Raw genomic sequence first — 12,372 nt, 5'->3', positions numbered from 1 at the left:
GTTGTGGCACAGGAATATACTGTTGAACAATTGAACCACGGCCGTAAAGTCTGGGACTTTATGCGCTGGGACTACTGGGCCTTCGGCATTTCAGGTTTTCTGCTGATTGTGTCGATCGCCATCATCGGCGTTCGCGGGTTTAACTGGGGGCTCGATTTCACCGGCGGTACGGTGATTGAAATTACCCTTGAGAAACCGGTCGATCTGGACCAGATGCGCGATTCCCTGCAGAAAGCGGGCTTTGAAGAGCCGCAGGTGCAGAACTTTGGCAGCAGCCGCGACATCATGGTACGTATGCCGCCGGTGCATGACGCCAACGGCAGCCAGGAGCTGGGCAGCAAGGTCGTGACGGTGATTAACGAATCGACCAGCCAGAATGCGGCAGTGAAGCGTATTGAGTTTGTCGGCCCGAGCGTCGGCGCGGACCTCGCGCAAACCGGCGCCCTGGCGCTGATTGCGGCGCTGGTTTGTATCCTGATCTACGTCGGCTTCCGCTTCGAATGGCGTCTGGCCGCCGGGGTGGTTATCGCCCTGGCGCACGACGTGGTGATCACCATGGGCGTGCTGTCGCTGTTCCATATCGAGATCGACCTGACCATCGTGGCCTCGTTGATGTCGGTTATCGGCTACTCGCTGAACGACAGTATCGTGGTATCGGACCGTATCCGTGAAAACTTCCGTAAGATCCGCCGCGGTACGCCGTATGAGATCTTTAACGTGTCGTTGACCCAGACGCTGCACCGTACCTTGATCACCTCTGGTACCACTTTGATGGTGATCCTGATGCTGTTCCTGTTCGGCGGCCCGATTCTGGAAGGCTTCTCGCTGACCATGCTGATCGGTGTTTCTATCGGTACGGCTTCCTCTATCTACGTCGCCTCCGCGCTGGCGTTGAAGCTGGGCATGAAGCGCGAGCATCTGATCCAGCAGAAGGTTGAGAAAGAAGGGGCGGATCAGCCGTCTATTCTGCCGTAATCCGGTTCAGTTGAGATAAAGCTATCCCGGCCCTTGCGGCCGGGATTTTTTTGCCCGCGACAAAACCTGCTGACAGTATGCTGTCAGGAGCCCTCCCATACACTGCCTCTGAACTCACTAACGAGCAGGAGGAAGTATGAACAACGTGATTAACTGGTTTGAAATTCCGGTCGCCGATATGGATCGCGCCGTCGCGTTTTATGAGCCGGTGATGCAAGTGTCGCTGCGTCGCGAAACCATGGACTGCGCCGAGCTGGCGGTGTTCCCGCATCAGGATCCGGCCCCCGGCGGCGCGCTGGCCAAATTTGAAGGTATCGCGCCCTCGGCGCAGGGCGCTATTATTTATCTGCATACTGATCATCTTGCCGCCACGCTGGAGCGCGTTGCCTCGGCGGGTGGGGCCTGTGTCTTCGGCCCGCTGACGCTGCCGAATGATATTGGCACCATCGCCCTGTTTACCGACAGCGAGGGCAACCGCGTCGGCCTGCACCAGCCGGCTTAACCTTAACTTTTGGTGAAGTGAGACATGACCCGACGCGCCGACCGTTTATTTCAGATTGTGCAGATCCTGCGCGGCAGGCGGCTCACTACCGCCGCGCTGCTGGCGGAGCGGCTGGGCGTGTCGGAGCGTACCGTCTATCGCGATATTCGCGATCTCTCCCTCTCCGGCGTACCGGTGGAGGGCGAAGCGGGCAGCGGCTACCGGCTGCTGGCGGGCTACGATCTGCCGCCGCTGATGCTGACCACCAAAGAGTCCGAGGCGCTGATCGCTGCGATTCGGCTGCTGAAAACCTGGGGCGGTGAGGCGCTGTCGCAGTCGCTGGAATCCGCCCAGGAGAAGATGCTGGCGATCCTGCCGGAGGCGCGTCGGCGCCAGGCGGAGCAGACCCGCCTGTTTGCCCCTGACCTTGGCGCGCATCGCTATGCTAAAACCCATTTTGACGTTATCCATCAGGCCGTATCCAATCAGCAGGTATTACAGCTTCACTACCAGGATGAATCCGGTCAGGTGACGTGGCGTGAAGTGCTGCCGCTGGGGCTGTTTTTCTGGGGGGAGCGCTGGCTGCTGGTGGCCTGGTGCGAACTGCGCAATGATTACCGCAATTTTCGCCTCGATCGTTGCCTGGAGGTAAGCGCGACCGAACGTCGATTCAGCGAGTGCGCCGACCGCTCGTTAAGCGATTTTCTGCGCAAGGTCCGGTGCGAGGTGCGGGAGAAATAAAAAAGCCCGGGCAGCAGGAGCTGCGGCCCGGGCGCTGTCTTGCTGTATCAGCAATCAGAAGTTGTAGCCGACCACGAAGTAACCACCCCAGCCGGTCGAGCGAACGCTGAACGGACCATCGCCGAAGTTCAGCTTCGCATCATCAGCCCACTGGCCGCCGTTATGGAAGTAACGGGCGACGATAGAGTAGTGCCAGTGCGCGTAGTTCAGCGCCAGGATGTGGCTGGAGGCGATAGAGTTGCTGGTGCGCGCGTGCTTCCCGTTCAGATCGTAGAAGTTGTCATCGCCGAGGTCAGAACCCCAGTCGAAGTTGGTGAAGCCGATGTAGCTCAGCGAACCGCCCCACAGGTCGGTCAGCGGCACAAAGTATTTCACTTTGAAGCGATAGCCGTCCCATTCGTTTTCGTTGGAGGCGCCGTAGTTCTGCCACTGGTACTTGGCGTAGACGTTCAGCGACAGGCTCATTGGCAGGCCGGTATCGATATCGGTACCCAGACCCATATACCAGGTGCTCTGCTCCTGGGAGTCGTTGCGGCCCATATCGTAGATATAGTTGTTGGCGAAATACCATTCTTTGAACGGCCCGAAGCTCAGGTCGGTATTGGTCAGCTTATCGATAGAGAAACGCGGTTCGATCTCCATAAACAGCGGGGAACCTTTGTTCCAGATACCTTTTGCCGTGCTGTTGCCGCCGAAGAATACCGGGGCATCGATATAGCCGTAGAAATCAAACCAGTCTTTTTTGGCGAACGCTTCGTATTCCAGGTAGGTATCGTTACGGATCTGCGGTCCAAAACGGGTGTGGTAGCTGCCCACCACGTTAACACTCTGGTGCCACCAGTCAGACAGATACTGCGGTTTGTCGTTTTCTGCCGCGCCCGCGGCAAAAGTAGTGGAGAGCGCCACAACCGCACCCGCTGCCAGTAATGTTTTTTTCATAGTAATGCCACTGTTTAAATTGAGCCTGAAGGCGTTAAAAGAAGTGCCGAAGCGTTTCTAAATATTTCGTCTTTCTGTGGGGGTCTATTATAGGAATCATTGCTCACAAAAATACGTGTTGTTTCACATAACCAGAACATGCGTAATCGATTGCGTTCACGATTCTATGCATTTCTTGACAAAATGCTACTGAAAATCGCGCTGCAGAACGATTTCTAATGAACTCTTGCGAAAAGTTGTAAGTGGATAAGAAAGACGGGGCAGGACGTAGCCGGGCGGGGCAGGCCCGGCTGAAGGCTTACTGGGCGGCGGCGGGCTGGATATCGTGTACGCGAATAAAACCGACTTTATCTGGCGTTACATTGAGGCGCAACGGGATATCGACATCGCTGGGGGCGAGGGTGCTGGCCGGCGCGCTAATCAGCTGATCCTGAACATTGACTTCCTGATAGCTGTGGGTGGTGCCGGTGATCTGTCCGGAAGCGACGGTGGCGGTGAAGGCCGGCAGCGGATCGTTGGATTCGCCCTGAATGCGTAAGGTCAGGCGTGACCCATCGCCATCCGGGGTAATACTGCCCACCGACATGCGCAGGGTGCCGATCTGGCTCTCCAGCCGCGCCGGGGTCTTGGCCTCCGGCAGCAGATAGACGCCGCGGGTGGATTTGGCGTTCAGCGCGTTTTGCTGGGTGATTTTGATCGTTTGCTGGTTGAGCTGGGTCATCTCCTGGCTCAGCGTACTCACGCTCTGGTGCATCTGGCGGATTTCGCTTTGCTGGGCGCAGGCGGTCAGGGTGAACAGGCAGCCCGCGATGGCGAGCTTCAGGTAACGTCTTGTCATGGTCAGGATTCCGTTTACAGAGGATGCTTAATGGTAGCCAAACCGGCCTCATCTCCCATAGATCCTTTGTCTCAAAAGCTCTTTCTTTGTAGTCCGGTCACTTCGCGGTAAACTACTCTTCAGTTTAACTACCTGTCAGGACGCGCTATGCATTGCCCTTTCTGTTTCGCCGTGGATACCAAAGTGATCGACTCTCGTCTGGTGGGGGAAGGCTCTTCCGTGCGTCGCCGTCGGCAGTGCCTGGTCTGTAACGAACGCTTTACCACCTTCGAAGTGGCGGAGCTGGTGATGCCGCGGGTGGTGAAGAGTAACGATGTGCGCGAACCCTTCAACGAAGACAAGCTGCGCAGCGGGATGCTGAAAGCGCTGGAGAAACGTCCGGTTAGCGCCGACGACGTGGAAATGGCGGTCAACCATATCAAGACTCATCTGCGCGGCACCGGCGAGCGCGAAGTGGCCAGCAAAATGATCGGCAACCTGGTGATGGAGCAGCTGAAAAAGCTGGATAAAGTCGCCTATATTCGCTTCGCGTCGGTCTATCGCAGCTTCGAAGATATTAAAGAATTCGGCGAAGAGATCGCCCGCTTACAGGACTAAGCCATGCAGGACGAAATGTACATGGCGCGTGCGCTGAAGCTTGCCGCGCGCGGTCGCTTTACTACCCATCCTAACCCTAACGTCGGCTGCGTCATTGTGAAAGACGGCGAGATCGTCGGCGAGGGGTTTCACTATCGCGCCGGCGAGCCGCATGCTGAAGTGCACGCCCTGCGCATGGCTGGCGAAAAGGCGCGCGGCGCCACCGCCTACGTCACTCTTGAGCCCTGCAGCCACCATGGCCGTACGCCGCCATGCTGCGATGCGCTGATTGCCGCCGGCGTTAGTCGCGTGGTCGCCGCGATGCAGGATCCGAACCCGCAGGTGGCGGGGCGCGGTTTGTATCGCCTGCAGCAGGCCGGCATTGAGGTCAGCCATGGGCTGATGATGAACGAAGCGGAAGCGCTGAATAAGGGCTTTCTGAAGCGGATGCGCACCGGTTTTCCCTGGGTGCAGCTGAAGCTGGGCGCCTCGCTGGACGGCCGCACGGCGATGGCCAGCGGCGAAAGCCAGTGGATCACCTCCCCGCAGGCGCGACGCGACGTGCAGCGTCTGCGCGCCCAGAGCCATGCCATCCTGACCAGCAGCGCCACCGTGCTGGCGGACGATCCGGCGCTGACCGTGCGCTGGCAGGAGCTGAGCGCCGATACCCAGGCGCTTTATCCCGAAGAGAATTTGCGCCAGCCGCTGCGCGTCGTCATCGACAGCCAGAACCGCGTCACGCCTGAGCATCGTATTGTGCAGCAGGCGGGGGAAACGCTGTTTGCCCGCCTGCGCGCCGATGAACGGCAGTGGCCGGAAAGCGCCCGCACGCTGCTGGTTCCGGAGCATAACGGCCATCTCGATCTGGTGCTGCTGATGATGCTGCTCGGCAAACAGCAGATCAACAGCGTCTGGGTTGAGGCAGGGGCCACGCTTGCCGGGGCGCTGCTGCAGGCGGGTCTGGTCGACGAGCTTATCGTCTATATTGCGCCTAAACTGTTAGGCAATGCGGCGCGTGGATTATGCGCGCTGCCGGGGCTTGAAGAGCTGAGCCAGGCCCCCCATTTTAAATTCAATGAGATACGTCAGGTTGGCCCGGATGTCTGCCTGCATTTAACCACTGCGTGAGGCTTTCCTGATTATTAGGAAGCAGCGCTCAGAATAATATGATAAAATCCGCCCCCCTTGCGGGGCACATGAACCCGAAGGAAGAGTATGAACATTATTGAAGCTAACGTTGCTACCCCGGACGCTCGCGTCGCCATCACCATTGCGCGTTTCAACAACTTTATCAATGACAGCCTGCTGGAAGGCGCGATTGACGCCCTGAAACGCATTGGTCAGGTAAAAGATGAAAACATCACCGTCGTTTGGGTTCCAGGCGCGTATGAGCTGCCGCTGGCGGCTGGCGCACTGGCGAAAACCGGTAAATATGACGCGGTGATCGCGCTGGGGACGGTGATTCGCGGCGGTACCGCCCACTTTGAATATGTGGCAGGCGGTGCCAGCAATGGCCTGGCGCATGTCGCTCAGGACAGCGAAATCCCGGTAGCCTTTGGTGTTCTGACCACTGAAAGTATTGAACAAGCCATTGAGCGCGCTGGCACCAAAGCTGGTAACAAAGGTGCAGAAGCTGCGCTGACCGCGCTGGAAATGATTAACGTATTGAAAGCCATCAAGGCCTGATTTTTGTAAGGGGAATTCCGTGAAACCTGCTGCTCGTCGCCGCGCCCGTGAGTGTGCCGTTCAGGCGCTCTACTCCTGGCAGTTGTCCCACAACGACATCGCTGATGTCGAATACCAGTTCCTGGCGGAACAGGACGTAAAAGATGTTGATGTTCTGTATTTCCGCGAACTGCTGTCCGGAGTGGCGACTAACAGCGCGTACCTCGACGGCCTGATGAAGCCCTACCTGTCCCGCCAGCTGGAAGAGCTGGGCCAGGTTGAAAAAGCGGTGCTGCGTATCGCGCTGTTTGAGCTGTCCAAACGTGATGACGTACCGTATAAAGTGGCCATCAATGAAGCTATCGAACTGGCGAAAACCTTCGGCGCTGAAGATAGCCACAAGTTCGTTAACGGCGTGCTGGACAAAGCGGCTCCGGTAATTCGTCCCCACAAGAAGTAAACTGCAGGCCGGGTTTTGCGAGGGTCGCCTCGCAGCCCGGCCTTATTTATTATTTTGCTGAGGCATAACGTATGGCATGCGGCGAATTCTCCCTGATTGCCCGTTATTTTGATCGCGTTAAAAGCGCCCGCCTTGATGTTGAAACCGGCATCGGCGATGACTGCGCGCTCCTGCATATTCCCGAGAAAAAAACGCTGGCAATCAGCACCGACACCCTGGTGGCGGGCAATCACTTCTTACCCGATATCGACCCGGCCGACCTCGCCTATAAAGCGCTGGCGGTGAACCTGAGCGACCTCGCGGCAATGGGCGCGGAGCCGGCGTGGCTCACGCTGGCGCTGACCTTGCCGGAGGTGGATGAAGTCTGGCTGGAAGCCTTCAGCGACAGCCTGTTTGTCCAGCTGGACTATTACGATATGCAACTGATTGGCGGCGACACTACCCGTGGCCCGCTCTCCATGACGCTGGGTATCCACGGCTTTGTGCCGCCGGGACGCGCCATGAAACGCGCTGGCGCGAAGCCGGGGGACTGGATCTATGTTACCGGCACTCCGGGAGATAGCGCCGCCGGCCTGGCGGTGCTGCAGAACCGGCTGACGGTGGATGAACCGTCTGACGCCGACTACCTGCTGGCCCGTCATCTGCGGCCGATGCCGCGCGTGCTGCAGGGCCAGGCGCTGCGTGACCTGGCGACATCGGCTATCGATCTCTCCGACGGCCTGATCTCCGATCTGGGCCATATTCTCAAAGCCAGCGGCTGCGGCGCACGTATCGATCTCGATGCCATGCCGTACTCCGATGCGATGCTGCGCCAGGTTGATTCTGAGCAGGCGCTGCGCTGGGCGCTCGCCGGCGGGGAAGATTACGAGCTGTGCTTTACCGTACCGGAGCTGAACCGCGGGGCGCTGGACGTGGCTCTTGGCCATCTTGGCGCGCGTTTTACCTGTATCGGACAGATTGCGCCGGAGAGCGAAGGGCTGCAGTTTATCCGCGACGGTAAGCCGGTCGCGCTTGATTTAAAGGGATACGATCACTTTGCGTAGTCGAGATGAGGCGCTTAGCCGCCTGAGTATGCGTAATCCGTGGCATCTGCTGGCGACCGGCTTTGGCAGCGGCTTAAGCCCGGTGGTGCCGGGGACGATGGGCTCGCTGGCGGCGATCCCGTTCTGGTATCTGATGACCTTTCTCCCCTGGCAGCTTTACTCGCTGGTGGTGATGATGAGCATCTGTATCGGCGTCTATCTGTGCCATCGCACGGCCAAAGATATGGGCACCCATGACCACGGCAGCATCGTCTGGGACGAGTTCGTCGGGATGTGGATCACCCTGATGGCGCTGCCGACCATGGACTGGCAGTGGGTGGCCGCCGGCTTCGTGATTTTCCGTATCTTCGATATGTGGAAGCCGTGGCCGATTCGCTGGTTTGATCGCAATATCCACGGCGGAATGGGGATTATGGTCGATGATATCGTCGCCGGCGTGATCTCCGCCGGCGTGCTGTACGTCATTGGCCATCACTGGCCCATCGGTCTGCTTTAACCGCCTCTCCCCGGCAACGCTACGCTGCCGGGGAAACCACGCCCGTCACTTAAATCCCACCACCGGATGCGGCTGATACGGCGCCTCCAGCTTGTCGATCTGTTCCGGGGAGAGCGTCAAATCCACCGCCTGCAGCAGATCATCGAGCTGTTCCTGACGCGACGGGCCGATAATCGGCGCGGCGACGCCGGGTTTGCTTAACAGCCAGGCGAGGGCGACCTGGGCTCGGCTGGCGTCGAGTTCTTCCGCCACGTCCGCGAGATTCCCGGCGATCTGCGCATCGTTTTCTTCACTGGCGCTGTACAGCGATTTGCCGAACTCATCTGAGACCAGCCGGGCGGTGGTCTCACCCCAGGGGCGGGTTAGTCTGCCGCGCGCCAGCGGACTCCATGGGATCACCGCTACGCCGTTACGTTGGCACAGGGGCAGCATCTCATTCTCTTCTTCCCGGTAAATCAGGTTGTAGTGATCCTGCATGGTGACGAAGCGCGCCCAGCCGTTCTGCTGCTGGAGCGCCAGCGCCTGGGCAAACTGTCGGGCATGCATGGACGAGGCGCCGATATAGCGCGCTTTGCCGGCTTTCACCACCTCGTCCAGCGCTTCGAGCGTCTCTTCAATCGGGGTGGTATAGTCCCAGCGGTGGATCTGCAGCAGGTCGACATAGTCCATCCCGAGACGGCGCAGGCTGTCGTCGATGGAGCGCAGGATCTGCGCCCGGGAAAGTCCTTCCGCCAGATCGCCGACCTGGTGATACACCTTGGTGGCGACAACCACCTCGTCACGGCGGGCAAAGTCGCGCAGGGCGCGGCCAACGATCTCTTCGCTGCTGCCGTCGGAGTAGCTATTTGCGGTATCGAAGAAGTTGATGCCGCCTTCAATGGCGTGCTGGATAAGCGGGCGGCTGCTCTCTTCCGGAAGCGTCCAGGCGTGTCTGCCGCGGTCCGGCTCGCCGAAGGTCATGCAGCCGAGGCAGAGTCGGGAAACACGTAAGGCAGTATCACCGAGGGGGATATAGTGCATAGTGCGCTCCTGCTATTCATCAAGGGTATCCCTTAAGCATAGCAGGAGCGGAAGGGGCAATTATGCCAGCCAGTCGCGGATTTTGGCTTCAATACCGGCGGCATCAAGACCGAGGTCGGCGCGGATCTCTTCCTGAGTGCCCTGAGGAATAAAATAATCCGGCAGGCCAATATTGAGCACCGGTACCGCCCGGCGGTGGGCCATCAGCACTTCGTTCACGCCGCTGCCGGCGCCGCCCATGATGGCGTTCTCTTCCAGCGTCACCAGCGCGTCGTGCTCGCCGGCCAGCTGGAGGATCAGCGCGGTATCCAGCGGCTTCACAAAGCGCATATCCACGAGGGTGGCGTTGAGTTTGTCCGCTACCGCCGCGGCTTCCGGCAGCAGGGTGCCAAAGTTGAGGATCGCTATTTTCTCGCCCTGACGTTTCACCACCCCTTTGCCGATCGGCAGCGATGCCAGCGGCTCGAGCGTCGCGCCGGTGCCGCTACCGCGCGGATAGCGCACCGCGCAGGGGCCGTCGCTGTAGTGGTAGCCGGTGTACAGCATCTGGCGACATTCATTTTCATCGCTCGGGGTCATTACCACCATATCCGGAATACAGCGCAGGAAGGAGAGATCGAACGCTCCCTGATGCGTTTGGCCGTCTGCGCCGACGATCCCGGCGCGGTCGATAGCAAATAGCACCGGCAGCTTCTGGATAGCCACATCGTGGATCACCTGATCGTAGGCTCGCTGCAGGAAGGTGGAGTAGATCGCCACCACCGGCTTGTAGTCGCCAATCGCCAGCCCGGCGGCGAAGGTGACCGCATGCTGCTCGGCAATGGCGACGTCAAAGTACCGATCGGGGAATTTCTTCGAAAACTCCACCATCCCTGAACCTTCGCGCATCGCCGGCGTGATCGCCATCAGCTTGCTGTCTTTGGCCGCCGTTTCACACAGCCAGTCGCCGAAGATTTTCGAGTAGGAAGGGAGGCCGCCGCTGCTTTTGGGCAGTACGCCGCTGGTATGGTCGAATTTTGGCACCGCATGGAAGGTGATCGGGTCTTTCTCAGCGGGCTCATAGCCGCGGCCTTTTTTGGTCATAATATGCAGGAACTGCGGGCCTTTCAGGTCGCGCATGTTCTTCAGCGTGCAGACCAGACCGAGCACGTCATGGCCATCCACCGGGCCAATGTAGTTAAAGCCCAGCTCTTCAAACAGCGTGCCCGGCACCACCATCCCTTTGATATGCTCTTCGGTACGCTTAAGCAGCTCTTTAATCGGCGGCACCCCGGAGAAGACCTTTTTGCCCCCTTCGCGCAGGGTGGAGTAGAGCTTACCGGAGAGGAGCTGCGCCAGATGATTGTTCAGCGCGCCGACGTTCTCGGAAATCGACATTTCATTGTCATTCAGCACCACCAGCAGGTCGGGTTTGATATCCCCGGCGTGGTTCATCGCCTCAAACGCCATGCCGGCGGTGATCGCCCCGTCGCCAATGACGCACACCGCGCGCCGTTGCTTATCCTCTTTCGCGGCGGCGATAGCCACCCCGATACCCGCGGAAATGGAAGTGGAGGAGTGACCGACGCTCAGCACGTCATACTCGCTTTCACCGCGCCACGGGAAGGGATGCAGGCCGCCTTTCTGACGAATGGTGCCGATTTTGTCCCGGCGACCGGTCAGAATTTTATGCGGGTAGGCCTGATGGCCGACGTCCCAGATCAGGCGATCGAACGGCGTGTTATACACGTAGTGCAGCGCCACGGTCAGTTCCACCGTGCCGAGGCCAGAGGCAAAGTGACCGCTGGAACGGCTGACGCTGTCCAGTAGATAGCGCCGCAGCTCATCACATAGCTTCGGCAGGCTCTCTTTTGGCAACAGGCGCAACTCCTGGGTGGAATCTACCAGCGCCAGGGTCGGGTATTTGGCAATATCAAAACTCATCAGAGACTCATTTTTTGTTTATTTATCGCGCTGAATAATGTAATTCGCGAGCGCTTCCAGTGCCGAAGTATCTAGAGATTGTGCGGCCAGCTCATCTAACGACCGGCGGGCATCAGCGATCAGGTCGTGCGCTTTCTTCCGGGCTTGCTCAAGACCCAGGAGGGCGGGATAGGTGCTTTTACCCAATTGCTGGTCGGCACCCTGACGTTTGCCAAGGGTCGCAGTATCCCCTACCACGTCGAGAATGTCATCCTGGACCTGGAAGGCAAGACCGATATTTTCCGCATAGCGATCCAGCGCGGGCAGGGCGGCGCGGCCGCGTTCGCCGGCGCTCAGGGCTCCCATCCGGACGGCGGCGCGGATCAGGGCGCCCGTTTTATGGCGATGGATACGCTCCAGCGCCTGTAAATCAACCTGCTGTCCCTCGGCCTGCAGATCCAGCGCCTGGCCGCCGCACATGCCCGCCACGCCGCTGGCCTGCGCCAGTTCGGAAACCATCGCCAGCCGGTCCCGGTCAGGAACGTCGACCATCGGCGCATCACTCAGTATAGAGAACGCCAGCGTTTGCAGGGCATCTCCCGCAAGAATTGCGTTGGCTTCGCCAAATTTAATATGGCAGGTCGGCAGGCCGCGGCGCAGATCGTCATCATCCATCGCCGGCAAATCATCATGCATCAGGGAGTAGGCATGAATGCATTCGACCGCCGCGGCAGGAGCATCCAGCGTGGTACGGCACACGCCGAACATCTCGCCGGTGGCGTAGACAAGGAAGGGACGCAGGCGTTTACCGCCTAACAATGCGCCATAATGCATCGCTTCCACCAGCGGAGTGTTCTGAAAGGGCTGCGGGGCGATGAAACGGCGCAGCGCTTCGTTTGCCTGTTCCACACAGGCCTGCAATTGTTGCGGGAAATCCATTTATTCAGCGTCCGGCGTAAAAGGCGTGGTCGGGGAATCTTCACTATCCGCCAGCAGGATCTGCACGCGCTGTTCGGCCTTCTGCAGCTGACTTTGCCCCTGGCGCGCCAGCTGTACGCCGCGCTCAAATTCGCTTAGCGCTTCCTCTAACGGCAAATCGCCGCTTTCCAGACGGTTAACGATCTGCTCCAGTTCGCCCAGAGCAGTTTCAAAGCTGGCCGGGGCCTCATTTTTCTTTGGCATAGTGAATGTAGACTCTTGTTATGTCGCGACGGCAATACCGGGTATGGTAACGAA

At 59.1% G+C, this 12,372-nt stretch carries 15 protein-coding genes; 9 read left to right on the top strand and 6 right to left on the bottom strand.

Going from position 1 to position 12,372, the window contains the following annotated elements:
* Nucleotides 1-3: 3 nt before the first annotated feature.
* The 3 genes from secF (at nucleotide 4) to KB890_RS08660 (ending at nucleotide 2,197) form a co-directional block, all read left to right on the top strand.
* The gene (secF, locus tag KB890_RS08670) at nucleotides 4-975 is read left to right on the top strand and encodes a protein translocase subunit SecF (RefSeq protein ID WP_002890403.1); all 972 of its coding nucleotides are present in this window, start codon (nucleotides 4-6) and stop codon (nucleotides 973-975) included.
* A 136-nt stretch (nucleotides 976-1,111) separates the two neighbouring features.
* Nucleotides 1,112-1,477, top strand: coding sequence for a VOC family protein (locus KB890_RS08665; RefSeq protein ID WP_002890404.1), 366 nt, complete (start codon nucleotides 1,112-1,114; stop codon nucleotides 1,475-1,477).
* 24 nt (nucleotides 1,478-1,501) lie between these two features.
* Nucleotides 1,502-2,197, top strand: a complete 696-nt coding sequence (locus KB890_RS08660) for a helix-turn-helix transcriptional regulator (RefSeq protein WP_004178736.1) — start codon at nucleotides 1,502-1,504, stop codon at nucleotides 2,195-2,197.
* Between the two features lie 54 nt (nucleotides 2,198-2,251).
* On the opposite strand, the gene KB890_RS08655 is transcribed toward KB890_RS08660, so the two are convergent.
* The gene (locus KB890_RS08655; RefSeq protein ID WP_002890412.1) at nucleotides 2,252-3,136 is read right to left on the bottom strand and encodes a nucleoside-specific channel-forming protein Tsx; all 885 of its coding nucleotides are present in this window, start codon (nucleotides 3,134-3,136) and stop codon (nucleotides 2,252-2,254) included.
* A gap of 298 nt (nucleotides 3,137-3,434) precedes the next feature.
* Nucleotides 3,435-3,974, bottom strand: a complete 540-nt coding sequence (locus KB890_RS08650) for a SadB/YajI family lipoprotein (protein ID WP_002890414.1) — start codon at nucleotides 3,972-3,974, stop codon at nucleotides 3,435-3,437.
* Nucleotides 3,975-4,121: 147 nt separating this feature from the next.
* On the opposite strand from KB890_RS08650, the gene nrdR reads away from it, so the two are divergent.
* The 6 genes from nrdR (at nucleotide 4,122) to pgpA (ending at nucleotide 8,214) form a co-directional block, all read left to right on the top strand.
* Nucleotides 4,122-4,571: a transcriptional regulator NrdR gene (gene nrdR / locus KB890_RS08645; RefSeq protein ID WP_002890417.1), complete on the top strand. Its 450-nt coding sequence runs from the start codon at nucleotides 4,122-4,124 to the stop codon at nucleotides 4,569-4,571.
* A gap of 3 nt (nucleotides 4,572-4,574) precedes the next feature.
* Entirely contained in the window at nucleotides 4,575-5,678 is a 1,104-nt protein-coding gene (gene ribD / locus KB890_RS08640) for a bifunctional diaminohydroxyphosphoribosylaminopyrimidine deaminase/5-amino-6-(5-phosphoribosylamino)uracil reductase RibD (RefSeq protein ID WP_004144650.1), read from the top strand.
* An 87-nt stretch (nucleotides 5,679-5,765) separates the two neighbouring features.
* Entirely contained in the window at nucleotides 5,766-6,236 is a 471-nt protein-coding gene (gene ribE, locus KB890_RS08635; protein WP_001021161.1) for a 6,7-dimethyl-8-ribityllumazine synthase, read from the top strand.
* A gap of 19 nt (nucleotides 6,237-6,255) precedes the next feature.
* Nucleotides 6,256-6,675, top strand: a complete 420-nt coding sequence (gene nusB / locus KB890_RS08630; RefSeq protein ID WP_002891356.1) for a transcription antitermination factor NusB — start codon at nucleotides 6,256-6,258, stop codon at nucleotides 6,673-6,675.
* Nucleotides 6,676-6,746: 71 nt separating this feature from the next.
* Nucleotides 6,747-7,718, top strand: a complete 972-nt coding sequence (gene thiL / locus KB890_RS08625; RefSeq protein ID WP_004178737.1) for a thiamine-phosphate kinase — start codon at nucleotides 6,747-6,749, stop codon at nucleotides 7,716-7,718.
* A complete protein-coding gene (gene pgpA, locus KB890_RS08620) occupies nucleotides 7,711-8,214 on the top strand; it encodes a phosphatidylglycerophosphatase A (RefSeq protein WP_004178738.1) in 504 nt (167 codons plus the stop codon). Before thiL ends, pgpA begins: the two co-directional genes overlap by 8 nt.
* A 45-nt stretch (nucleotides 8,215-8,259) precedes the next feature.
* On the opposite strand, the gene KB890_RS08615 is transcribed toward pgpA, so the two are convergent.
* Genes KB890_RS08615 through xseB form a run of 4 tightly spaced genes read right to left on the bottom strand, consistent with a single transcriptional unit; the run spans nucleotide 8,260 to nucleotide 12,318 of the window.
* The gene (locus KB890_RS08615; RefSeq protein ID WP_004147313.1) at nucleotides 8,260-9,234 is read right to left on the bottom strand and encodes an aldo/keto reductase; all 975 of its coding nucleotides are present in this window, start codon (nucleotides 9,232-9,234) and stop codon (nucleotides 8,260-8,262) included.
* 60 nt (nucleotides 9,235-9,294) lie between these two features.
* Nucleotides 9,295-11,157: a 1-deoxy-D-xylulose-5-phosphate synthase gene (gene dxs / locus KB890_RS08610; RefSeq protein ID WP_094965579.1), complete on the bottom strand. Its 1,863-nt coding sequence runs from the start codon at nucleotides 11,155-11,157 to the stop codon at nucleotides 9,295-9,297.
* A gap of 18 nt (nucleotides 11,158-11,175) precedes the next feature.
* On the bottom strand, nucleotides 11,176-12,075 hold the full coding sequence (gene ispA, locus KB890_RS08605; RefSeq protein ID WP_004144656.1) for a (2E,6E)-farnesyl diphosphate synthase: 900 nt from the start codon (nucleotides 12,073-12,075) through the stop codon (nucleotides 11,176-11,178).
* Nucleotides 12,076-12,318, bottom strand: coding sequence for an exodeoxyribonuclease VII small subunit (gene xseB / locus KB890_RS08600; protein ID WP_002891398.1), 243 nt, complete (start codon nucleotides 12,316-12,318; stop codon nucleotides 12,076-12,078).
* Nucleotides 12,319-12,372 lie beyond the last annotated feature (54 nt).

The sequence above is a fragment of the Klebsiella sp. P1954 genome, assembly GCF_018199955.1.
GTDB classification, from domain to species: domain Bacteria; phylum Pseudomonadota; class Gammaproteobacteria; order Enterobacterales; family Enterobacteriaceae; genus Klebsiella; species Klebsiella pneumoniae.
Note: the sequence above shows the minus strand (reverse complement) of the source record. Positions and strands in the feature narration are given on the sequence as shown.

Bases quoted from the DNA above. Each gene is read 5' to 3' on its own strand.
- ribD (WP_004144650.1), top strand. From the start codon at position 4,575: ATGCAGGACGAAATGTACATGGCGCGTGCGCTGAAGCTTGCCGCGCGC.
- KB890_RS08660 (WP_004178736.1), top strand. From the start codon at position 1,502: ATGACCCGACGCGCCGACCGTTTATTTCAGATTGTGCAGATCCTGCGC.
- KB890_RS08665 (WP_002890404.1), top strand. From the start codon at position 1,112: ATGAACAACGTGATTAACTGGTTTGAAATTCCGGTCGCCGATATGGAT.
- KB890_RS08650 (WP_002890414.1), bottom strand. From the start codon at position 3,974: ATGACAAGACGTTACCTGAAGCTCGCCATCGCGGGCTGCCTGTTCACC.
- thiL (WP_004178737.1), top strand. From the start codon at position 6,747: ATGGCATGCGGCGAATTCTCCCTGATTGCCCGTTATTTTGATCGCGTT.
- ribE (WP_001021161.1), top strand. From the start codon at position 5,766: ATGAACATTATTGAAGCTAACGTTGCTACCCCGGACGCTCGCGTCGCC.
- KB890_RS08655 (WP_002890412.1), bottom strand. From the start codon at position 3,136: ATGAAAAAAACATTACTGGCAGCGGGTGCGGTTGTGGCGCTCTCCACT.
- dxs (WP_094965579.1), bottom strand. From the start codon at position 11,157: ATGAGTTTTGATATTGCCAAATACCCGACCCTGGCGCTGGTAGATTCC.
- KB890_RS08615 (WP_004147313.1), bottom strand. From the start codon at position 9,234: ATGCACTATATCCCCCTCGGTGATACTGCCTTACGTGTTTCCCGACTC.
- nrdR (WP_002890417.1), top strand. From the start codon at position 4,122: ATGCATTGCCCTTTCTGTTTCGCCGTGGATACCAAAGTGATCGACTCT.
- ispA (WP_004144656.1), bottom strand. From the start codon at position 12,075: ATGGATTTCCCGCAACAATTGCAGGCCTGTGTGGAACAGGCAAACGAA.
- xseB (WP_002891398.1), bottom strand. From the start codon at position 12,318: ATGCCAAAGAAAAATGAGGCCCCGGCCAGCTTTGAAACTGCTCTGGGC.